Source organism: Thioalkalivibrio thiocyanodenitrificans ARhD 1, assembly GCF_000378965.1.
GTDB classification, from domain to species: Bacteria; Pseudomonadota; Gammaproteobacteria; order Ectothiorhodospirales; family Ectothiorhodospiraceae; genus Thioalkalivibrio_A; species Thioalkalivibrio_A thiocyanodenitrificans.
Genome location: NZ_KB900536.1, coordinates 40,692 through 62,148, shown reverse-complemented (window position 1 = coordinate 62,148; position 21,457 = coordinate 40,692). Strand labels below are relative to the sequence as shown.

Annotated in this window: 16 protein-coding genes; 14 read left to right on the top strand and 2 right to left on the bottom strand. The window is 66.1% G+C overall.

Annotated features, from left to right (window positions below):
- Nucleotides 1–2: 2 nt before the first annotated feature.
- From trpB to THITHI_RS0100200, 10 genes are all read left to right on the top strand, one after another.
- Nucleotides 3–1,202 carry a tryptophan synthase subunit beta gene (trpB, locus tag THITHI_RS0100245; RefSeq protein WP_018231056.1) on the top strand — a complete coding sequence of 400 codons (1,200 nt, stop codon included), beginning with the start codon at nt 3–5 and terminating at the stop codon, nt 1,200–1,202.
- Complete coding sequence (gene trpA, locus THITHI_RS0100240; protein ID WP_018231055.1) at nt 1,199–2,002, top strand: tryptophan synthase subunit alpha; 804 nt, start codon at nt 1,199–1,201, stop codon at nt 2,000–2,002. The genes trpB and trpA overlap by 4 nt, the downstream gene beginning before the upstream one ends.
- Nucleotides 2,003–2,160: 158 nt before the next feature.
- Nucleotides 2,161–3,087 carry an acetyl-CoA carboxylase, carboxyltransferase subunit beta gene (gene accD, locus THITHI_RS18200; protein ID WP_018231054.1) on the top strand — a complete coding sequence of 309 codons (927 nt, stop codon included), beginning with the start codon at nt 2,161–2,163 and terminating at the stop codon, nt 3,085–3,087.
- A 38-nt stretch (nt 3,088–3,125) separates the two neighbouring features.
- Complete coding sequence (gene folC, locus THITHI_RS0100230; protein WP_018231053.1) at nt 3,126–4,424, top strand: bifunctional tetrahydrofolate synthase/dihydrofolate synthase; 1,299 nt, start codon at nt 3,126–3,128, stop codon at nt 4,422–4,424.
- An 89-nt stretch (nt 4,425–4,513) separates the two neighbouring features.
- Entirely contained in the window at nt 4,514–5,503 is a 990-nt protein-coding gene (locus tag THITHI_RS0100225; RefSeq protein ID WP_051079957.1) for a hypothetical protein, read from the top strand.
- A 117-nt stretch (nt 5,504–5,620) separates the two neighbouring features.
- Nucleotides 5,621–6,424, top strand: coding sequence for a hypothetical protein (locus THITHI_RS0100220; RefSeq protein ID WP_033336881.1), 804 nt, complete (start codon nt 5,621–5,623; stop codon nt 6,422–6,424).
- Between the two features lie 172 nt (nt 6,425–6,596).
- Nucleotides 6,597–7,211 carry an SPOR domain-containing protein gene (locus THITHI_RS0100215; protein ID WP_018231050.1) on the top strand — a complete coding sequence of 205 codons (615 nt, stop codon included), beginning with the start codon at nt 6,597–6,599 and terminating at the stop codon, nt 7,209–7,211.
- 203 nt (nt 7,212–7,414) lie between these two features.
- Nucleotides 7,415–7,909, top strand: coding sequence for a CvpA family protein (locus THITHI_RS0100210; RefSeq protein ID WP_018231049.1), 495 nt, complete (start codon nt 7,415–7,417; stop codon nt 7,907–7,909).
- A 37-nt stretch (nt 7,910–7,946) separates the two neighbouring features.
- Nucleotides 7,947–9,458: an amidophosphoribosyltransferase gene (gene purF / locus THITHI_RS0100205; protein ID WP_026185912.1), complete on the top strand. Its 1,512-nt coding sequence runs from the start codon at nt 7,947–7,949 to the stop codon at nt 9,456–9,458.
- Between the two features lie 67 nt (nt 9,459–9,525).
- Nucleotides 9,526–10,128 carry a L,D-transpeptidase family protein gene (locus THITHI_RS0100200; RefSeq protein ID WP_018231047.1) on the top strand — a complete coding sequence of 201 codons (603 nt, stop codon included), beginning with the start codon at nt 9,526–9,528 and terminating at the stop codon, nt 10,126–10,128.
- Nucleotides 10,129–10,722: 594 nt separating this feature from the next.
- Here THITHI_RS0100200 and THITHI_RS0100190 read toward each other — a convergent pair.
- Nucleotides 10,723–11,964, bottom strand: a complete 1,242-nt coding sequence (locus tag THITHI_RS0100190) for a glycosyltransferase (protein WP_018231045.1) — start codon at nt 11,962–11,964, stop codon at nt 10,723–10,725.
- Complete coding sequence (locus THITHI_RS0100185; RefSeq protein ID WP_018231044.1) at nt 11,961–12,656, bottom strand: DUF5752 family protein; 696 nt, start codon at nt 12,654–12,656, stop codon at nt 11,961–11,963. Before THITHI_RS0100185 ends, THITHI_RS0100190 begins: the two co-directional genes overlap by 4 nt.
- A 317-nt stretch (nt 12,657–12,973) precedes the next feature.
- Between THITHI_RS0100185 and glgX the strand changes: the two genes are divergently transcribed.
- The 4 genes from glgX to THITHI_RS0100160 are packed head-to-tail and all read left to right on the top strand — an operon-like array spanning nt 12,974 to nt 21,348.
- Nucleotides 12,974–15,118 (top strand): glycogen debranching protein GlgX, encoded by a 2,145-nt coding sequence (gene glgX, locus THITHI_RS0100175; protein WP_018231043.1) that lies wholly within the window; start codon nt 12,974–12,976, stop codon nt 15,116–15,118.
- Entirely contained in the window at nt 15,108–17,768 is a 2,661-nt protein-coding gene (treY, locus tag THITHI_RS0100170; protein ID WP_018231042.1) for a malto-oligosyltrehalose synthase, read from the top strand. The genes glgX and treY overlap by 11 nt, the downstream gene beginning before the upstream one ends.
- On the top strand, nt 17,765–19,534 hold the full coding sequence (gene treZ, locus THITHI_RS0100165) for a malto-oligosyltrehalose trehalohydrolase (RefSeq protein ID WP_018231041.1): 1,770 nt from the start codon (nt 17,765–17,767) through the stop codon (nt 19,532–19,534). Before treY ends, treZ begins: the two co-directional genes overlap by 4 nt.
- Nucleotides 19,531–21,348 (top strand): glycoside hydrolase family 15 protein, encoded by a 1,818-nt coding sequence (locus tag THITHI_RS0100160; RefSeq protein ID WP_018231040.1) that lies wholly within the window; start codon nt 19,531–19,533, stop codon nt 21,346–21,348. Before treZ ends, THITHI_RS0100160 begins: the two co-directional genes overlap by 4 nt.
- Nucleotides 21,349–21,457 lie beyond the last annotated feature (109 nt).

The following is a 21,457-nucleotide window of genomic DNA, read 5'->3' as shown; positions in this document are numbered from 1 at the left end:
CGATGGACTGGAACGCTTACCCGGACGCCCACGGGCACTTCGGTCCGTACGGCGGCCAGTTTGTCTCCGAGACGCTCATGGAGCCCCTGGAGGAACTGCGCGAGGCCTATGCGCGCTACATGGGTGATCCGGCGTTCCTGGCGGAGCTGGATGCGGACCTGGCCGACTACGTGGGCCGGCCGAGCCCCCTGTATCACGCCGAACGGCTGAGCCGTGAACTGGGCGGCGCGCAGGTTTATCTCAAGCGCGAGGATCTGAACCACACCGGCGCCCACAAGGTGAACAACACCATCGGCCAGGCGCTGCTGGCCAAGCGCATGGGCAAGACCCGCATCATCGCCGAGACCGGGGCGGGTCAGCATGGTGTGGCCACGGCCACGGTCGCTGCGCGCCTGGGACTCGAGTGCGTTGTCTACATGGGTGCGGAGGATATCCAGCGCCAGGCGCCGAACGTCTATCGCATGCGTCTGCTGGGTGCCACGGTCGTACCGGTGACCTCCGGTTCCCGCACCCTCAAGGACGCGCTGAACGAGGCGATGCGCGACTGGGTGACCAACGTGGACAACACCTTCTACATCATCGGCACCGTCGCCGGCCCTCACCCGTATCCGGCCATGGTGCGGGATTTCCAGTCGGTGATCGGCCGCGAGGCCCGCGATCAATGCCTCAAGCGCACGGGACGCCTGCCCGATGCGCTGGTGGCCTGCGTGGGCGGCGGCTCCAACGCCATCGGCCTGTTCCATCCCTTCCTGGACGATGCCGGGGTCGAGCTCTACGGGGTGGAGGCGGCCGGCGACGGCATCGATACAGGGCGCCATTCCGCGCCGCTGTGCGCCGGCAAGCCGGGCGTCCTGCACGGCAACCGCACCTATCTCATGGAAGACGCCGACGGGCAGATCATCGAGACCCACTCCATCTCCGCCGGCCTCGACTACCCCGGGGTGGGCCCGGAGCACGCCTGGCTCAAGGACACGGGGCGCGCGCACTACGTCTCTGTGACCGACGACGAGGCGATGGCCGCATTCCATCACCTGACCCGCACCGAGGGCATCATCCCGGCGCTGGAATCCAGTCATGCCGTGGCCTACGTGATGGAGCGCGCGCCGCAGATGGATCGAGACGCCATCGTCATCATCAATCTGTCCGGCCGGGGCGACAAGGACATCAACACCGTGGCGCAACTGGAAGGAATCGAACTGTGAGCCGTATCGCCGGACGTTTCGAGTCCCTGCGGGCCGCGGGCCGCAAGGCCCTGATCCCCTATGTCACCGCCGGTGATCCGAACCCGGAGAACACCGTGCCGCTGATGCACGCCATGGTGGAGGCGGGTGCCGACATCATCGAACTGGGAGTGCCGTTCTCCGATCCAATGGCCGACGGGCCCGTGATCCAGCAGGCCTGCGAGCGGGCCCTGCGCCATCACGTGAGCCTGCGCGGCGTGCTGGACATGGTGAGGCGCTTCCGTGAGCGCGATGACGAGACCCCTGTGGTGTTCATGGGCTATCTCAACCCGGTGGAGATCATGGGCTATGAGAACTTCGCCAGGGCGGCCGCCGAGGCGGGGGTGGACGGTCTTCTTACCGTGGATCTGCCGCCAGAGGAGGGCGACGAACTTGTGGCGGCCCTGCACGCCCACGGGATCGATCCCATCTTCCTGCTGGCGCCCACCAGCCACGAGGCGCGCATCTCGCGCATCTGCGCCGCCGCCTCGGGCTTCGTGTACTATGTGTCGCTCAAGGGCGTCACCGGAGCCGCGACACTGGATGTGGATGCGGTGGCCGAAAAGCTCGCCGCCATCCGGGCCCACACGGACCTGCCCGTGGGTGTGGGTTTCGGCATCCGGGACGCCGATTCCGCCGCGCGTGTGGCGGCGGTTGCCGATGCGGTGGTGGTGGGCAGTGCCCTGGTCAACCGCATCGCGGAACACGAGAACGACCCCGAGGCCGGGCGCCGGGCGGTGAGCGAACTGCTTGCCGAGATGCGCGCAGCCATGGATCGATAAAGGCAGTTCAAGGTTCAATGTTCAAAGTTCAAAGGGGCGCCCTCCCTGAGCCATCCGGGATGTTGAATCTGAGCCGCCCTCTTTGAACTTTGAACCTTAAACCTTGAACTTTGAACTTTGAACTTTGAACTTTGAACCTTGAACTTTGAATCGCCTCTATGAGCTGGTTTGAGAAACTCGTACCCTCCCGCATCCGTACCGATGCCACCACCAAGCGCGCCGTGCCCGAGGGCCTGTGGATGCGCTGCGACGGATGCGGTGCCACTTTGTATCGGCCCGAAGTGGAACGACACCTGGACGTGTGTCCCAAGTGCGTGCACCACATGCGCATGGGTGCGCGGCGCCGTCTGGACAGTTTCCTGGACGAGGAAGGCCGCGAGGAGATCGCCGCGGGCGTGGAGCCCATGGACATTCTGAGGTTCCGCGACAGCAAGCGTTACCGGGATCGCCTGTCCGCCGCCCAGAAAAGCACCGGCGAGAAGGACGCGCTGGTGGCGATGAAGGGCCGCGTCACGGATGTGCCGGTGGTGGCGTGCGCCTTTGACTTCTCCTTCATGGGCGGTTCGATGGGCTCGGTGGTGGGTGAGCGCTTCGTGCGCGCCGTGGACACCGCCGCTCAGGAGAACATCCCGCTGGTGTGCTTCTCGGCCAGCGGCGGCGCACGTATGCAGGAGGCGCTGTTTTCCCTGATGCAGATGGCCAAGACCAGCGCGGCCCTGGGGCGTCTGCGCGCCCGGGGCGTACCCTTCGTATCGGTGATGACCGACCCCACCATGGGCGGCGTCTCGGCGAGCCTCGCCATGCTGGGCGACATCAATGTGGCCGAACCCGGCGCCCTGATCGGGTTCGCGGGGCCGCGTGTGATCGAGCAGACCGTGCGCGAGACCCTTCCGGAGGGCTTCCAGCGTGCCGAGTTCCTGGTGGAGAAGGGTGCCATCGACGTGATCATCGACCGCCGGGAGATGCGTGAGCGCATTGGTTCCCTGCTGGCCATGCTGACGCATCGTCCGTCGCCCGGTGCCCGGGTGCCCGGCGTCCCCGATCCGCGGGGTCCCGAGCCCGGCGCCGCCGAACCCGGCGCCTGATCCCCGACCCGGGCGGCGGCCCGGCCCGTCGCACATCCATGCGCTTCCAAACCCTCGACGAGTGGCTGGCCTGGCAGGAAACCCTGCACTCCGTGCCCATCGATCTCGGCCTGGAACGGGTGGCCCGCGTGGCGCAGCCACTGGATCTGCTGCATCCCGCCTGTCCGGTTGTCACCGTGGCCGGGACCAACGGCAAGGGCTCCACGGTGGCCATGCTCGATGCCATCTACCGCGCTGCGGGCTACCGCACCGGCACTTTCACGTCCCCCCATCTGCTTCGCTACAACGAACGTGTGTGCGTCGACGGCGTGCCGGCGAGCGATGCACAACTGTGCGAGGCCTTTGCCCGGGTGGATGCCGCGCGCGGCGACGATACCCTGAGCTATTTCGAGTTCGGCACCCTGGCGGCCCTGTGGCTGTTTCGTGAGGCCGGGGTGGAGGTGATGATCCTGGAGGTGGGGCTCGGCGGGCGCCTGGATGCGGTGAATATCGTGGATCCCGACGTGGCCATCGTGACCTCCGTGGGCCTGGACCATCAGCAGTGGCTGGGTGACGATCGCGAACGGATCGGTGCCGAGAAGGCGGGAATCTTCCGACCCGGCCGTGCGGCGGTGTGCGGTGACCTGGCGCCGCCCGCCAGTGTGATCGGCACCGCCCTGCGGCTGGGTGCGTGCCTGTATCTGGCCGGTCGTGACTACACCTGGGCGCCCGGCACGTCGGGAAAGGACTGGCGGTGGCATGCACCCGATAATCGGTGCCGGGAAGACCTGCCCCTGCCCGCGTTGCCCGGGGCCATCCAGTTGAACAACGCGGCCACGGCGCTGACCGCCGTGCATCTGCTGCAGGCACGCCTCGGGGTGTCGCGGGAGGCGGTGAGCCGCGGTTTGCGTGACGTGCGCCTGCCCGGCCGTTTCCAGCAGGTGGGCGCACATCCGACGGTTATTCTGGACGTGGCCCATAACCCCCTGGGCGCGGAGGTCCTGGCCGGGACGCTGGCGCAGCATCGGGTTCCAGGGGACACCCTGGCAGTGCTGGCGGTGATGGCGGACAAGGATCTGGACGGTGTGGTCCGGGCGCTGGCGCCCCGCATCGCCCGCTGGTACGGCGCCGGCCTGCCCGGCAATGCGCGTGCGCTGCCGGCGGCGGAACTCTGCCGCCGCCTGCGGGGCCTGGGTGCATCGGGCGTGTCATGCCACGACAGTGTCGCGGAGGCATTTCACACTGCCTGCGCCGATGCCGGTCCGGGCGACCGGGTCCTGGTGTTCGGTTCGTTTTACACGGTAGGCGAGGTTCTGGGCCTGATGGCCGAGCCACGGGCGGATGTCCCGGCCGTTTGATCTTCGCATTGCGTTACCCTAGGGTGAGGTTCGGGAACCCGTGCATGTTGAACCTCACCCCGATCCGGGTATCGGAAGGAACGATCCGCATGAAGGACTTCAAGATAGGTGAAATCATCGGGCTGTTGCGCAGGACCGCGCCGTTTCTGGTTTTCCGTTTTCTGATCTATATCGGCATCACCCTGGCATACGTCATCGGCGCCGGTGCGGGCGCCGGGGTCGGCTACGGCATCGGCATGATCGGAGACAATCCGGCCGGTTTCAGCGTCTGGGGCGGGTTCATCGGCTTCGGTCTCGTGGGCATTGCGGTGTATATGGTGCGCGAGTACCTGCTCTACATGGTCAAGGCAGGCCATATCGCCGTACTGGTGGAACTGATGGAGGGCAAGGAACTGCCCGGGGGCCGCGGTCAGATCGACCATGCGCAACAGGTGGTTCGCGAGCGCTTTGTGGAGTCCTCGGTCCTGTTCGGAGTGGACCAGCTGATCAAGGGCATCCTGCGGATCTTCAACCGCACGTTCTTCACCATAGCAGCGCTGCTGCCGGTGCCCGGGATGAAGGGGCTGGTCAGTTTCATCAACACGGTGATCAACCTGTCCCTGACCTATCTGGACGAGGTGATCCTGGCCTACAACATCCGCATGCGTTCGGACAATCCGTGGGCTTCGAGCCGCACCGCGCTTATCCTCTATGCACAGAATTACAAGGCGTTCCTGAAGAATGCCTTCTTTCTCGCCTTCTTCATCTGGGGCCTGACCTTCCTTGTGTTCCTGATCATTCTGGCGCCGGTGGCCGGTCTGGTCGCCCTGTTCCCCGGTGCCGCGGGTCCGTTGACGCTCATCATCGCGCTGGTCTTTGCCTGGGGCGTCAAGCAGGCCGTGATCGAGCCTATCGGCATGACGGCCCTGATGCAGGTCTTCTTCAAGGTTACCGAGGGGCAGGAGCCCAACGCGGAATGGGAACAGCGTCTGGAGAACCTGACCGGGAAGTTTGGTGAGCTCAAGCAGAAGGCCCTTGCCTGGCGCGGTGCCGGGGAGGTGCCGGCAAAGGAAGCACCGGATCCGGATGTCCGGGGATGAAGTGCGGCCTGAGCCCGGGTGTCGAAGGACCGGTGGGCCTCCGCCGGGGTCCGAGACATCGGTGACCCGGGCGTTTCCTTCGTTCGGGATGTGGACTCGAGTGCAGACAGGGGGTGAATGATGAGAGAGCTTTACGCGGCGGCCATGTGGGTGGCGGTTTCGATTCTGGTGATGGCCGGCGCAGCGCAGGCCGATTCGCGCATCGTGTACGACACGCCGCACGGCGAGCTGGCCGTGGAGTACCGGGATCAGGACCACATCCGCTTCCGCCTTCCCGAGGGGAACTTCCTCCTGATCACCGGTGGCGAAGGTTACGCGCTGAGCCGGAATGACGGGGGCTGGATGGCGGTATCGGCCAGGCAGATCCGCGCCATGGTGCAGGGCAGCGGCAGCAGCGAGCAGGTGCGTCTCACCCCGCTGGGCCAGCATGAGACCGTGGCCGGAATCCGTGGCCAGCGCTATCGGGTGGAGGTGGGTGACGACTGGACCAACGAGTGGCGCGACGATGGCGTGGTCGTGCTCAGTGATGATGCCCGGGTGCGTGCCTCCGGGCAGGCCCTGAAACGCATGGCCGAACTGTTCGGCAACGTGGACGATGCAGCCGCGTTCAGCGACGTTTCCGGTGTGGACATCAACCGCTATGGTCTCGTGATGACCGAAGAGATGCGCCTGAGTTCGGTCAGCGGTGAACGGTTAGGCGACCATACCTTCCAGTTGCCGCCGAACGTACGCCACCAGGATCTCCCGACGTCCGCTGCCGGGTCGGGCAGTGGACAGCAGCGCGAGGCAGGGGACCGCGGCTGGCTGGCCCGACAGATGGAAGGCGCCCAGAAGGAGGCGCAAAGCGAGGTTGAGAGAGAAACCCAGCGCGAGATCCGCCGAGGGGTGCGCGACTCCGTGCGCGGCGTGTTCGGACGCTGATGGGATACCGATACGGCGGATGCCCGGGCTGTCCGGGCTGCCCGGAGTCGCCGGGAGGTGCCGGCAGGGAGGACAGGGCCCATGCGGGCGGCGCGGATACCGTGACCGCCGCAGTGGACGGCCCTGTCCGGCGATTCCATAATGAGGACCCCATCGACTTCAGGTCCTGGCTGTGGATCCACGACTGAAACAGCGTCTGGTCGGCGCCGCCGTGCTGCTGGCCCTGGCGGTGATCTTCCTGCCCATGCTGCTGGACGGCACGGGGCGTGACGCACAGATCAGCCTGCGCGACGCCATCCCCCCGGAGCCCGAATTCCTGCGTCCGGAAACCGCCCCGCCCCTGGCGCTGGACGGACCTCCGGAAGCGCCGGCCGGCGAGACGCGGTCTCCGCCCCGGAGCGAGGCGCGCAGCCTGGAACCGGATCCGCTTCCCCCGCGCAGTGCGCTGGTGGAGCCGCCTGCCGAAAGCGCCCCGTCTCCTGCACCGCCCGCACCGGCCCCTGCCCCGGCGCCCGTGCAGGAAAGGCCGTCCGGAGAACCCTCCGGGGATCCCGGCGGCTTCGCGGTACAGGTGGGCAGTTTCGGCGAGGAGGCCAACGCGCGTGGCGAACGCGACCGCCTGCGTGAGTTGGGATTCACGGCGTTCGTGGAGCCTGCCCGTGCCAACGGCCGGATGTTCTATCGCGTCAAGGTGGGTCCGGTGGCGGAACGCTCGGAGGCCGAACGTCTGCGCGATCGCATGAAGGATCAAGTGGAACTGCAGGGGATCGTGGTCGCGCATCCCTGACGATGAGCGCCACTGTCCATCCCGGCCGGCAGCCGGTCTGCCCGGCACTTCCCTTATCTCCCGTGCGGCGGACTGGTAAAATATACAGATGATGTCGACACGGTCAGTGCGCCTCGATCCACCCGCCCGTTGCGGGCGGCCCGCGCATTTCCGGGTGAGTCGGACCGACGGCAGTTCATGGTCCGCCGGGTCCGGAACGCACCATGGGCTGGATTGATTTCATCATAATCGGCATCATCGCGCTTTCGGCGGTGATCAGCGTGTTTCGCGGATTCGTCAAGGAGGCGATCTCGCTTGCCACATGGGTGATCGCATTCTGGATCTCCCTGGGTTACGCAAGTGCCCTGGCCGAGATGCTGCCGGTGGCCGTTTCGGACGGTACCCTGCGTATCGGGATCGCCTTCGCCGCGTTGTTCATCATCACCCTGGTGCTGGGTGGCGTCATCAACGTGCTTGCCGGGCAGTTGGTCAGACGTACGGGCCTGTCCGGCACCGATCGGAGTCTGGGTGTGGTATTCGGCCTGGCCCGCGGCGTACTGGTGGTGGCGGTGCTGGTCCTGCTGGGGGCGCTGACGGTGCTTCCGGAAGAGGTCTGGTGGCGTGAGAGCATGCTCATGCCCCATTTTGAGCGTCTGGCCATCTGGTTGCGCGGTTTCCTGTCCGAGGAACTGGCAGCGCACTTCGTGTTTCAGTCCTGAAGGTTTTGTGTATGTTTGAAGTCCCCCGGGGGGTCGCATGTGCGGCATTGTAGGAATTGTCAGTCGCAGTCCTGTCAATCAGGCGCTCTACGATGCATTGCTGGTGCTGCAGCATCGCGGGCAGGACGCTGCGGGCATCGTCACCTGCGACGAGGATGGGCATCTGCATCTTCGCAAGGACAATGGCCTGGTGCGCGACGTGTTCCACGAGAAGCACATGCGCAACCTGACCGGCAGTATGGGTATCGGCCATGTGCGCTATCCCACCGCGGGCAGCTCTTCCTCCGCCGAGGCCCAGCCCTTCTATGTGAACTCTCCCTACGGCATCGCCCTGGGGCACAACGGTAATCTCACCAACGCCCAGGAACTCAAGCGCGAACTGTTTCTGCAGGACCGGCGCCATATCAACACGGAGTCGGACTCTGAGATCCTCCTCAACGTGTTTGCCCAGGAGCTGCTCAAGGCGGATCACCTGGCCCTGGACGCGGACGACATCTTCCAGGCGGTGGCCGGCGTGCACCGCCGCTGCCAGGGTGCCTACGCGGTGGTGGCCATGGTGGCCGGACGCGGCATCCTGGCCTTTCGCGACCCCCACGGCATCCGTCCGGTGGTGCTGGGCAGCAGGGAGGGGCCGGAAGGCGAGGAATTCATGCTGGCCTCCGAGAGCGTGGCTCTGGATACGCTGGGGTTTCACCTGGTGCGTGATCTGGCGCCGGGCGAGGCGGTGTTTGTCGACGCGCAGGCGAAGGTGCACAGCAAGGTGTGCGCCGACAGCGATCTGGTGTTCTCGCCCTGCATCTTCGAGTATGTCTACTTCGCCCGGCCGGATTCGGTGATCGACGATGTGTTCGTCCACCGTGCGCGCATGCGCATGGGCACCCGCCTGGGCAAGAAGATTCTGCGCGAATGGCCGGATCACGATATCGACGTGATCATTCCCATCCCGGATACGGGGCGCACCGTGGCCATCGAGATGGCCCACGAGATGGATCTCAAGTACCGGGAGGGTTTCATCAAGAACCGCTACATCGGCCGCACCTTCATCATGCCGGGACAGACCCAGCGGCGTAAGTCGGTGCGCCACAAGCTCAACGCCATCGCGCTGGAATTCAAGGGCAAGAACGTGCTGCTGGTGGACGATTCCATCGTGCGCGGAACGACCTCGCGCGAGATCGTGATGATGGCGCGGGAGGCCGGTGCGAAGAAGGTCTATTTTGCTTCGGCGGCGCCGCCTATCCGATACCCCAATGTCTACGGCATCGACATGCCGGCGGCCGACGAGCTGATCGCCCACGGGCGCACGGTGGACGAAATCTGCCATGCCATCGCGGCGGACCGGCTCATCTACCAGGATCTTGATGACCTGGTCCACGCGGTTCGCAAGGGCAATCCGAAGCTCACCCGTTTCGACTGCTCGGTCTTTGACGGCGATTACGTGACGGGCGTAGGGCCGGAGTACCTGGACTACCTCAAGCAGCGGCGCAATGATCTGGCCAAGCAGAAAAAGGCGCGGGAATACGCCCATCTGGACCTGTACAACAACACGTGATGGCCGGTGCCATGGCGTTCTCGCGGGTCTGGGCGTTTGTCTGATCGGGCTGTCCGCCTGGCTGCCGTTGTCGGCCACGGCCTGGTGGGACGGCCGGGATACGTACAACGCCTACTTCATACCCATGAGCACCTGGTACCGAAACATACTCGATGACCTCGCCCGGACCTACCCGGACCGGATCCGTGACCCGGTGCTGATCGTGCGCGTGGGCGAACAGCGCCTCTACCGGTTCGAACGCGGTCTGCCCATGCAGCACTATCCCGTGTCCACGTCGCGCTTCGGCGTCGGCAATCGGGACGGCAGCCTGAGGACGCCCCTGGGCGTGCATCAGGTGCGGCGCCGCATCGGCGACCAGGCCCCGCTCGGTACCATCTTCCGGGGACGGCGCAACACCGGTGAAGTGGCCCGCATACTCAACGGCCCGGGGGAGCGCAGTCCCGATGACAACATCACCTCCCGCATCCTGTGGCTGGACGGCCTGGAAGAGGGTGTCAACCGGGGCGACGGGATCGATTCGTTTCAACGCTTCATCTATATCCACGGCACCGATGAGGAGGGACGCATCGGACGGCCGGCATCGGATGGTTGCGTGCGCATGAGCAACACCGATGTGATCGAGCTGTTTGATCGGGTGCCGCAGGGGACGCTGGTAGTGATTGTCGAGTAGGTGCGGGGCCGGCCCGCATATCTCGCCACCCCCCTTCTGCTGCGGCCGCCGATCTGCGCGCTGGAGGCGAACGACGGAAGGCACGCTTACAGCGGACACAGGCAGCAATATGCATTTCCCGTGAAGGACCTGCTGCCCCGGATCTGCTGAAAGGCGGTTTTGCCACAGAGGGCACAGAGAAAAGAAAGTGTCTCTCGCAAAGGCGCGAAGCACGCCAAGGGAACCAGGAGATGCGTAGGTTGGGGTGAGCAGCGCGAACCCCAACAACATTGGCAGGGATGAAGCATCGCATGTTGGGGTTCGTTCCTCACCCCAACCTACGCACTGGAGGACGCTCCGTTGCCGCGGATCTGCTGAAAGGCGTTTTGCCACAGAGGTCACAGAGATAAGGAGAAAATTCCTCTCGCGAAGCGGCCAAGCACGCGAAGAAAAGCAGTGACATAGGGCGCCCCATGGGCGCCGCCGGAGGTTAATCGACGTCGGAACGGTGACCACCCACCCATGGTATTCGGCCTTCCTTTGCGTGCTTCGCGCCTTCGCGAGAGTATCGTTTTCTTTTCTCTGTGACCTCTGTGCCCTCTGTGGCAAAAATACTCATCCCAGCTCGATCCATTCCCCCTTGCCGGTGAGCACGCCGATGCCGAGCGTCAGGTACTCGCGCAACTGGCGGGTGAGCAGGAAGTTCTCGCGCACGAAGGTACGTGCCTTGGCACCCATCTCCCGGATCAGCCGGGGCTGATTGAGCAGGTAGCGCATGCGCAATGCGGCACCTTCCGGCGTACTCACCAGAAAGCCCGTGTGGAAGTCGACCACCTGAAGGCGGATGCCGCCGGTGTCGCCGCCGATCACCGGGCGCCCTTTCCACATGGCCTCGGTGACGGTGAGCCCGAAGCCCTCCCTGGTGGACTTCTGGATCACCAGGTCCGAGGCGCGCTGCAGGGCGTTGATGACCCGGTGGGCGTCCGGGGGCAGGAGCAGGACGTGCATGTCGGCGTCGTCACCGGCGGCGGCGCGCACTTCGTCGAGCACCGCCTCCCCCTCCGGGTCATCGTCTGCCGAGCCGCCGGCAAGCACCAGTTGCAGGCCGGGAACGAAGCGCTTGGCCAGACGGTAGGCCCTGATCACGCCCAGCGGATCCTTGAAGCGGTCGAAGCGCGACACCTGGGTGACCAGCGGACGCTCCGGGTCGAGCTCGAAGCGCCGGCGCACGGCGTCGATCTCGTCCTCCGCAAGGTCCACGTTCTTGTCGCTCAGGGGATCGATGGAGGGCGGGATCAGGTATTCGGGGTGGGGCAGCGCCTGGGCGAAACCGGCCAGGGAGAACACGCTGGCGTCGTAACCGCTCACGTGACGGCGCAGGTAACGCCACACGGGCCGGTAGGGCCGGCTGGCGTCGATATGGCAGCGCCAGACCCACTTGCCGCGGCGTTTCGGGAAGTGTCCCAGCAGCGCGGCAGGCTGCGGATCGTGGATGAACACCACGTCTGCCTCCTCCAGGATCGGACGCAGTTGCTCGGCGTTGTGCCGGTTGGTCTCCTCGTAGGCCTCCAGCCAGGAGGGTTCCAGGTTCACGGGGTTGCCCTGCAGGCCGTTGTGCATGGCCTTGGTGCACTGGTAGAAGATCGGGTCTCCGGTGATCACCTCCCATCGGGCATCCAGCCCAAGTTCCCGTGAGAGGGGGACCAGCTTGTCCAGGATCTCCGCGACACCGCCGCCCATCCGGGTGGAGTTCACATGCACCACCTTCATACCCCGGTATTGCGCCGCCAGCTGGCTCAGGTGATCGATCACGTCCTCGCCGGCAACGCGCGCGTAGGCTTCCAGGAGGCGGCTCATGAGGACTCCCCGGATGCAGCGAGTTCAAGCGCCCGCGTGAGGCGCTCGCGGATCTCGGTCATGGAGGAAAAATAGGGTTCCACGCCCGCCAGCTGATCGCGCAGGCCGGCGTAGCGTTCCCCGAACGCTGAGAGCCATTCGCGGAAGTCATCCAGGTGATCCGGCACGCGGCGCCGCGCGTCGATGAAGTGATAGAAGATGCTGCCGGTGGAGAGCTGCGGGATGACCTCGGCCAGTTGCTCAGGATACCGGATGCGATGGCGCGTGTCAAAGATGACGATCTGGGAGCGGATGAATTCAAAGGTTCGCGTGGCGCGCATCCAGTGCAGCGACTCGCTCTCGTCCAGACGCTGTTCCATGAGATCGAGAAGCTCACGGCGCAGATCCTCCAGATCGGCAAAGTCCGTGGGGTCGAGCACGGCCAGGCGCTCGGCCAGGGGCGCGTCGTGCAGGGCATGTCGCACCCAGGAAGCGAAGTCGTTGTTGTACTCGCGCTCGTCGAAGCGCGCCTGGATCAGCCCGCCCCAGAAATGGTAGTAGATGCTGTCGATGCTCACTGTCTGGAGATGCTCACACATCTCGCCAAGCGTGTGGGCGCGGCGTCCCGTGGAGATGGCGATCAGGGCGCAGTCCTTGACCGAGAAGGGCGGTGTGTCGCCCGTACCGGCTGACGTGTCGGTAGCGTTCTGCATGAAGCCTCCTGGCAACGAGAGGGAAGGCGGTTATGCTCCTGATTGTAGTCTGGTGAACCCACTTCGCCCGGCGGTTTTATTCCCGGATCATTCGGAGCATAGTGATCAAACTGATGATCTTGACGGGCGTCGCAGAACTCGTAGGCCGGATAAGGCACAGCCGCATCCGGTACACCATTGGCAGGGACTTGACGGATGCGCTTCGCTTATCCGCCCTACGAGGCCGCGCTTCTCCTTCCAGGGGCAGTGCGACACAGGCCGGAAAGTCACATTCATTCGCGGCCCTCGCGAGACATGCGCGTTACCCGGAGTGTCATATGGACCAGACCATCGATCCCGGTAAAGACCGGCCCGCCACGGCGGTGCTGCCCGGGGAACCCTATCCGCTGGGCGCCACCTGGGACGGGGAGGGGACCAATTTCTCCGTGTTCTCGGAGGTGGCGGAGCGGGTGGATCTGTGCCTGCTCGATGAACAGGGTAGCCAGACGCAGGTCCATGAACTGCACGAGGTGACCGCCCACTGCTGGCATGGTTACCTGCCCGGCATCGGGCCGGGTCAGCGCTACGGATATCGTGTCCACGGCCCCTGGGACCCGGCCCGCGGTCTGCGCTGCAATCCCGCCAAGCTGCTGCTGGATCCCTATGCCAAGGCGGTGGACGGCCGGGTCACCTGGGACGAGGCGGTGTTTCCCTACCGCTTCGATGATCCGGAGGATTCGTTCAACGATGCGGACAGCGCACCGTTCGTGCCCCGTTCCGTGGTCATCGATCCGGCCTTCGACTGGGGGGACGACCGGCATCCGCAAACGCCATGGCACGAAACCGTCATCTATGAGACCCACGTCAAGGGCTTTTCCGTCCGACACCCGGAGATCCCCGAGGGACTGCGGGGCACCTATGCGGGGCTCGGCCATCCGGCGGCGCTGGAGTACCTCACGGGGCTGGGCATAACCGCCGTGGAACTCATGCCTGTTCACCAGTTCATCCATTACGCCCACCTGCAGGAAAGGGGGCTGCGCAATTACTGGGGCTACAGCAGCATCGGCTACTTCGCACCCCACAACGAGTACGCGGCGGATACGACGCCGGGCGGGCAGGTTCGGGAGTTCAGGGAGATGGTCAGGGCCCTGCACGGGGCCGGTCTGGAGGTGATCCTGGACGTGGTCTACAACCACACCAGCGAGGGCAACCACCGGGGGCCCATGCTGAGCCTCAAGGGGCTGGACAATGCGGCCTACTATCGCCTGATGCCCGACGATCCGCGCCATTACATGGACTACACGGGAACGGGCAACAGCCTGAACATGCGCCACCCCCACGTGCTGCAGCTGATCATGGACTCCCTGCGCTACTGGGTGCTGGAGATGCACGTGGACGGCTTCCGTTTCGACCTGGCCTCGACCCTGGCGCGCGAGCTGCACGAGGTGGATCGCCTGTCGGCGTTCTTCGACATCATCCAGCAGGATCCCGTGATCAGCCAGGTCAAGCTCATCGCCGAGCCCTGGGACATCGGCGAGGGCGGTTACCAGGTGGGCAACTTCCCGCCGCTTTGGTCCGAGTGGAACGGCCGGTATCGGGACACGGTGCGCGATTTCTGGCGCGGCGAGGATCGCACCCTCGGCGAATTCGCCTACCGTTTCACCGGCAGTTCCGATCTCTACGAATCCTCTTCCCGTCTGCCCCATGCCAGCATCAATTTCGTCACCGCCCACGACGGCTTCACCCTGCGCGACCTGGTCTCCTACAACGAGAAGCACAACGAGGCCAACGGTGAGGACAACCGTGACGGCGCCGACGACAACCGTTCATGGAACTGCGGCGCGGAAGGCCCGACCGATGATCCGCAAATTGACACCGTGCGCAGGCGCCAGCAGCGCAACTTTCTCACCACCCTGTGTCTGTCACAGGGTATACCAATGTTGCTGGGAGGTGACGAACTGGGCCGCACCCAGCAGGGCAACAACAATGCCTATTGCCAGGACAACGAGATCGCCTGGTACGACTGGGAAAAGCGCGACGGGGACCTGCTGGAATTCACCCGGCGCCTGATCCGGTTCCAGCACGATCATCCGGTGTTCCGCCGCCGCCGCTGGTTCCAGGGGCAGGCGATCCACGGCAGCGACATCAAGGATATCGCGTGGTTCACCATGGACGGCGAGCAGATGGCGGAGGAACACTGGGGAGAGGACTTCGCAAAGTCACTGGCGGTATTTCTCAACGGCCGGGCCATCCCCGCCCCGGACCCTGGGGGTGGGCACATCGAGGATGACAGTTTCTATCTGATCTTCAACGCCTACCACGAGCCTTTGGATTTCACCCTGCCCGGGGAGCAATGGGGGCATGAATGGGTGAAGGAACTGGACACCGCGGAGGGTTGGCCCGGGGGCGACGAGTCGTTGCCGGCAGGGGCGAATCTCCGGGTGGAGGCCCGATCGGTGGTGGTATTGCGTCATGCGGCCTGAACCGGTGGCCACCTACCGGTTGCAACTGCGTCCGGAATTCGGTCTGGACGCGGCGGCCGGCGTCGTGGCCTACCTCTCCCGGCTGGGAATCAGTCATGTCTACCTCTCGCCCTGCCTGCAGGCGGTGCGCGGCAGCACCCACGGCTACGACGTGGTCGACCCCACGCGGGTCAACGAGGAACTGGGCGGGGAGGCCGCGCGCAGGCGCTTGTGCGACGTCCTGGAGGCGGCGGGCATGGGGCAGATGCTGGACATCGTGCCCAATCACATGGCCGTGGCCGGGGATCAGAACCCCTGGTGGTGGGACGTGCTTGAGAACGGTCCGTCAAGCCGGTACGCGTTGTACTTCGACGTGGACTGGGAGGCCTCCGAGGAGCGCTGGCCCAACAAGGTGCTCCTGCCGGTGCTGGGCGATCACTACGGGCGCATCCTGGAGGCGCAGGATCTGCAGATGCGCTATCGCGACGGTGTGTTCACGCTGCACTATCATGAACATGCCTTTCCCCTGGACCCGTCCACCCTGTCGGATCTGCTCTGCAAGGCCTACGCAACCAGTGATTCCGAGTTGCTCGGTTTCATCGCGGAATCGTGCTCGCGCCTGCCGCGTCCCCATGTGACCCTGGGCTGGGCAGTGGAGCGCCGTCATCGCGACAAGGACGTGATCCGTCGCCTGCTGGTGCAGCTTGGCGGGGAAGAACCCGCGGCCGATGCCGCCATTCGGGATCACGTGGATCGCATCAACACGGATCCGGACGCCCTGGACGAGCTGATCGAGAAACAGAACTACCGGTTGGCCTGGTGGCGCACCGCCGGTCGGGATCTGGGCTACCGGCGCTTCTTCGACATCAATGATCTGGCCGGTCTGCGCGTGGAGGAGGAAGAGGTGTTTGATGCCATCCATGCACTGCCCATCCGCTGGGCGCGTGCGGGCGAGGTGCACGGGCTGCGCATCGACCATCCGGACGGCCTGCGCGATCCGACCCGCTACTTTCACAGGCTGCACGCCGCCTGCCCCGACGCCTGGGTCGTGGCGGAAAAGATCCTCGAGCCCGGCGAATCCCTGCCCGCCGACTGGCCCGTGGCCGGCACCACCGGTTATGACTTTCTCAATCGGGTGCAGGGGCTGTTCGCCGATCCGGCGGGCGAGGCACCGCTGACCCGGCTGCTGGAGGAGCTCACGGGCGAGGCCGCGGACTTCGCCGAACTGGTACACGACTGCAAGCGTCAGGTGGTCAAGGAACTGCTGGGCAGCGAACTCAACCGTCTGGTGTCGCTGTCCGTGGACGTCTGCGAGCGCCACCGCCGGCATCGCGACTACACCCGACACGAGCTCTACCAGGTGCTGCTGGAGGTGGCCGCCTGTTTTCCCGTTTACCGCACCTATGTGCGCCACCCGGACGGGACCGTCTCGGAGGCGGATGTACGCTATGTGACGCAGGCCATTGACCAGGCCCGGGAACGGCGCGCGGAGCTCGATCCGGAACTGTTCGGCTTTCTCCACGGCCTGTTGCTGCTTCGCATACCCGGCGATCGCGAGGCGGAACTGGCCACGCGTTTTCAGCAGCTTACCGGTCCGGCCATGGCCAAGGGCATGGAGGACACCGCCTTCTACCGCTTCCACCGCCTCATCGCACTCAACGAGGTGGGCGGCGACCCGGCGTGCTTCGGCGTGTCCGTGGAGCACTTTCATGATGCCTGCGCGCAAGCGCTCGCCCGCCATCCGCAGTCGCTGCTCGCCACCTCCACCCATGACACCAAGCGCAGCGAGGATGTGCGTGCCCGCCTGTTGCTGCTCTCGGAAATGCCGGACAAATGGACGGCGGCGGTGCATCACTGGACGAAACGCAATGCGGTTCATCGCAGCGACGAGCTGCCGGATCCCCCCACCGAGTACCTGCTCTACCAGACGCTGGTGGGGGCATGGCCCATCGACGCACAACGCATGGCCGGCTACATGGAAAAGGCGGTGCGCGAGGCCAAGCTGCACACCTCGTGGACACAGCCGAACGACGGCTATGAGCAGGCCGTGCGCGACTTCGTGAACGCGGTGCTGCAGGACAGTGAGTTCCGCGCGGAACTGGATGACTTCGTCAAACTCCTGGTGACGCCGGGGCGAATCAACGGGCTGTCACAGACCCTGCTCAAGCTCACCACCCCCGGTGTGCCCGACATCTACCAGGGCGCGGAGCTCTGGGACCTGAGCCTGGTGGATCCGGACAATCGCAGGCCCGTGGACTTTGTGATTCGCGAGCGGCTGCTGGCGGAGTTGGAGGGGCTCTCCGTCGCGGAGATCCTCGCCCGTTCGGATGAAGGAATGCCCAAGCTGTGGGTCATCCGCCAGGCACTGCGTGTACGCCGCGACCACCCCCGTTGGCTGGGACCGCAAGGTGAGTATCGTCCGTTGCGTCTCACGGGGGGAAGGGCCGCCCACGGCGTGGCCTTTCTGCGCGGGGAGGGTGTGGCCGTGCTGGTGCCGCGACTGGTGCACGCGCTGGGCGGGGAGTGGGGCGACACCGCACTGCATCTTCCGGCAGGGCATTGGCGCAATGTGCTCACCGAAGAGGTGGTCGACGGTGGCGAAGCGCCGGTTGCATCGCTGCTGGGGTCGTTCCCGGTGGCACTGCTGGTGCGCGAGGAGCATCGGCCGTGACCTGTGTGCGTGTCTGGGCGCCCGAGGTGCGACGGGTGGAGCTGGAATGCGCCGGGCAGCGCCGGCCCATGGTGCGGGAGGCCGACGGCTGGTGGTCCGTGGAAGCGCCGGAGCTGGGTTACGGCACCGATTACGCCTTCCGGCTCGACGGGGAGGGTCCGTTTCCCGATCCGCGTTCCCCTTGGCAGCCCCACGGCGTCCATGGCCCGTCCCGCTGGCTGGATCACGGCCGTTTCCGGTGGCACGACGCCGGCTGGCAGGCCCCGCCGCTCGCCTCGGCGGTGATCTGTGAACTGCACGTGGGCACATTCACCCCCGAAGGCACCTTCGAGGCGGTGATCGACAGGCTGGATCACCTGAAGGACCTGGGCATCACGCACGTGGAGTTGATGCCCGTGGCGGAGTTCCCGGGAAAGCGCGGCTGGGGCTATGACGGAGTGGACCCGTTCGCGCCGCACCATGCCTACGGCGGGCCCGAGGGACTCAAGCGCCTGGTGGATGCCTGCCACTGCAAGGGTCTGGGGGTGCTGCTGGACGTGGTCTACAACCACCTGGGCCCCAGCGGCAACTACCTGGGCCGCTTCGGCCCCTATTTCACCGACGTCTACCGCACGCCGTGGGGCGATGCGGTGAACCTGGACCGGGCCCACAGCGACACGGTGCGGCGTTTCTTTCTCGACAACGCCCTCATGTGGCTCGAGGACTACCACTTTGACGGCCTGCGCATCGACGCCGTGCATGCCATCGTCGACACCTCCGCCATCCATTTCCTGGAGGCACTGGTCCGGGAGGTGCGCGCCCTGGAGGCGCGGCTGGGGCGGCACCTGGTGGTGATCGCCGAGAGCGACCTCAACGATCCGCGCGTGGTGCGCGCACCGGAGATCGGCGGTTATGGCCTGGATGCGCAATGGAACGAGGATTTTCATCACGCCCTGCACGCGGTGCTGACCGGCGAGCGCGACGGCTACTACGAGGACTTCGGCGCCGTGGCCGACCTGGCCGCGGCCCTGACCCGGGGGCTGGTCTACGACGGCCGCTACTCCAGCTATCGCAGGCGCAGTCACGGCAGACCCGCCGCCGACCTGCCGGGGCGCCGCTTTGTCGGGTGTCTGCAGAACCACGACCAGGTGGGCAACCGCGCCATGGGCGAGCGCAGCGCGCAGCTGCTCTCCGCGGGGTTGCTCAGGGTGGGGGCGGCCCTGGTGCTGACCGCACCCTTCGTTCCGCTGCTTTTCCAGGGCGAGGAGTGGGGCGCCGACACGCCGTTTCTCTACTTCACCGATCACGAGGATCCCGACCTGGCCGAGGCTGTACGCGAGGGCCGGCGCGGGGAGTTCGCCGCCTTCGGCTGGGATCCCGCACGCATTCCGGACCCACAGGCGCCCGACACCTTCGAGCGCTCCCGGCTGGACTGGGATCAGCCGGCGCGTGAGCCGCACGCGAGCCTGCTGCGCTGGTACCGGGACCTGATCGCCCTGCGCCGCGCCCACCCGGCCTTCGGCGACGATTGCCTTGAGGGGATCGTCGTTCACTATGACGAGTCCGAGCGCTGGCTGATCATGCGGCGCGGGGATCTGGCGGTGGCGTGCAACCTGGGCACGGCGCAAAGGCGTCTCGACTGTCCGGCGGGGCGCCACCCCCGGATCCTGCTCGCCTCCGATCCCGGTGTCGCGGTCACGCGCGAGGCGGTCCACCTTCCCGCAGAGTCCGTGGCGATCCTTGATCTGGTCTCCAATGCAATACCCTGCGGCGGGGAAGAGCCGTGAGCGAACCGGAGAACGAACTACGCCGGGTGGAGGGTTATCTGCCCATTGAAAACCACGGACTGATCGGCGACGGCACCACCGCCGCACTGGTGGGACGCGACGGCGCCGTGAGCTGGATGTGCGTGCCGCGCTTCGATTCCGAGCCCCTGTTCTGCGGCCTGCTGGATGCGCGTCGCGGCGGCGGGTTCACCGTCGCCCCGGAACCGCTGGTCTCGTCGCGCCAGTTCTACGAGCCCGATACGGGCGTGCTGGTCACGGAGATGCGCGGTCCCGAGGGGCGGGTGCGCGTCACCGACGCCCTGACCCTGCGCAGCGGCGCGGATCTTTCCGAGGACACCGCCGCCGGCAGGGGTGAGCTGCTGCGCCGTATCGAGGTGCTGGGCGGGCGGGTGCGCCTGCGCATCCGGGTGCAGCCCTGGGGCGGTGCCCGGACCCGGCCCCACGGGGGCGGTCTGGTGCTGATCACGGCGCGCCGGCCGGAACTGGAACTGTACCTGGAATCCAGCCTGCCGCTGCAGTCCGAGGAGGGCATTTACGAACTTCGGGAAGGCGACGTCCATCACCTGGTGTTGTCCTGGGGTGCCCACGCCCACCATTTCCACAGCCACGGCCCCGACGAGATACTGGACGCCACGCTGGAAGTGTGGCGCCGCTGGATGCGCCACTTCCACTACCAGGGGCCGCGGGAGGATCTGGTGCGCCGTTCGGCCATCACGCTCAAGCTGCTGGACCACACCGCCACCGGAGCGATGATCGCCGCGCCCACCACCTCTTTGCCCGAGGCCATCGGTGGTCCGCGCAACTGGGACTACCGCTTTGCCTGGATCCGGGACGCCGCCTTCTCCGTCTATGCCATGGGGCGCATCGGCATGGGCCATGAGGCGGCGGGGTTTCTGGGCTGGGTGCTGGATGCGGTGGATCGGGCGGGCCGGCCGAGGGTGCTCTACGACGTGGACGGGCACCTGCCGCCGCCGGAGCGCGAGGTACCTGAACTGGAGGGCTACCGCGGCTCCGGCCCGGTACGCTGGGGCAACGGGGCCGTGGAGCAACGCCAGCATGACGTGTTCGGCGAGATCCTCGACTGTGCCTACCGATGGACCCGGATGGGCGGGCCCATGGACGGGACGTTGTGGGCACGTCTGCGCCGGCTGGTGGAGGACGCCTGGCGGGAATGGCGTACGCCGGATCACGGCATCTGGGAGGTGCGTACCGCCGGTCGGCCGTTCACCTATTCCGCCGCCCTTTGCGCCGTGGCCCTGGACCGCGGCGCGCGCATGGCCGAGCAGCACGGGATGGAGGGTGACGCACAGGCATGGCGGGCCGAGGCGGCGTACATCCGCCAGGCGATCCTGGAGGAGGCCTGGGACCCGCAACTTCGCTCGTTGACCGAGCACCTGGGCGGAGGCGGCATCGACGCCAGCCTGCTCGCCCTGCCGTTGCGCGGTGTCATCGCCGCCGATCACCCGAAGATGGTGGCCACCACGGCGGCCGTCGTTCGGCGTCTCGGTGCCGGCGACGGTCTGCTCTATCGCTATCTGCCCCACGAGTCCCCGGACGGCCTCCCCGGCGACGAAGGCGCCTTCCTGTTATGCAGCTTCTGGCTGGTGGACAACCTGGCAGGGCAGGGGCGCCTGGAAGAGGCCGGTGCACTGTTCGATTCCCTGTGCGGCCGCGCCAATCACCTGGGTCTGCTGCCCGAGCAGATCGATCCGGCCTCGGGCGCCTTTCTCGGCAATTTCCCGCAGGCCTTCAGTCACGTGGGCCTGATCTCCAGCGGCATCAATCTGTCCAACCATTGGAAAGGGGCATCGTAGGAGCCCGGTCCTCCGGGCGATAAATGATCCACCGATGTCCAGCCCGATCGCCCAGGGGACTGGGCACCCACGCTGCGTGGGGCCCCCGTAGGAGCCCGGTCCCCCGGGC

Excerpts from the sequence above, each read along its gene's own strand:
- trpB (WP_018231056.1), top strand. The coding sequence starts at position 3 with ATGGACTGGAACGCTTACCCGGACGCCCACGGGCACTTCGGTCCGTAC.
- accD (WP_018231054.1), top strand. The coding sequence starts at position 2,161 with ATGAGCTGGTTTGAGAAACTCGTACCCTCCCGCATCCGTACCGATGCC.
- folC (WP_018231053.1), top strand. The coding sequence starts at position 3,126 with ATGCGCTTCCAAACCCTCGACGAGTGGCTGGCCTGGCAGGAAACCCTG.
- THITHI_RS0100225 (WP_051079957.1), top strand. The coding sequence starts at position 4,514 with ATGAAGGACTTCAAGATAGGTGAAATCATCGGGCTGTTGCGCAGGACC.
- THITHI_RS0100220 (WP_033336881.1), top strand. The coding sequence starts at position 5,621 with ATGATGAGAGAGCTTTACGCGGCGGCCATGTGGGTGGCGGTTTCGATT.
- THITHI_RS0100210 (WP_018231049.1), top strand. The coding sequence starts at position 7,415 with ATGGGCTGGATTGATTTCATCATAATCGGCATCATCGCGCTTTCGGCG.
- purF (WP_026185912.1), top strand. The coding sequence starts at position 7,947 with ATGTGCGGCATTGTAGGAATTGTCAGTCGCAGTCCTGTCAATCAGGCG.
- THITHI_RS0100190 (WP_018231045.1), bottom strand. The coding sequence starts at position 11,964 with ATGAGCCGCCTCCTGGAAGCCTACGCGCGCGTTGCCGGCGAGGACGTG.
- THITHI_RS0100185 (WP_018231044.1), bottom strand. The coding sequence starts at position 12,656 with ATGCAGAACGCTACCGACACGTCAGCCGGTACGGGCGACACACCGCCC.
- glgX (WP_018231043.1), top strand. The coding sequence starts at position 12,974 with ATGGACCAGACCATCGATCCCGGTAAAGACCGGCCCGCCACGGCGGTG.
- treY (WP_018231042.1), top strand. The coding sequence starts at position 15,108 with ATGCGGCCTGAACCGGTGGCCACCTACCGGTTGCAACTGCGTCCGGAA.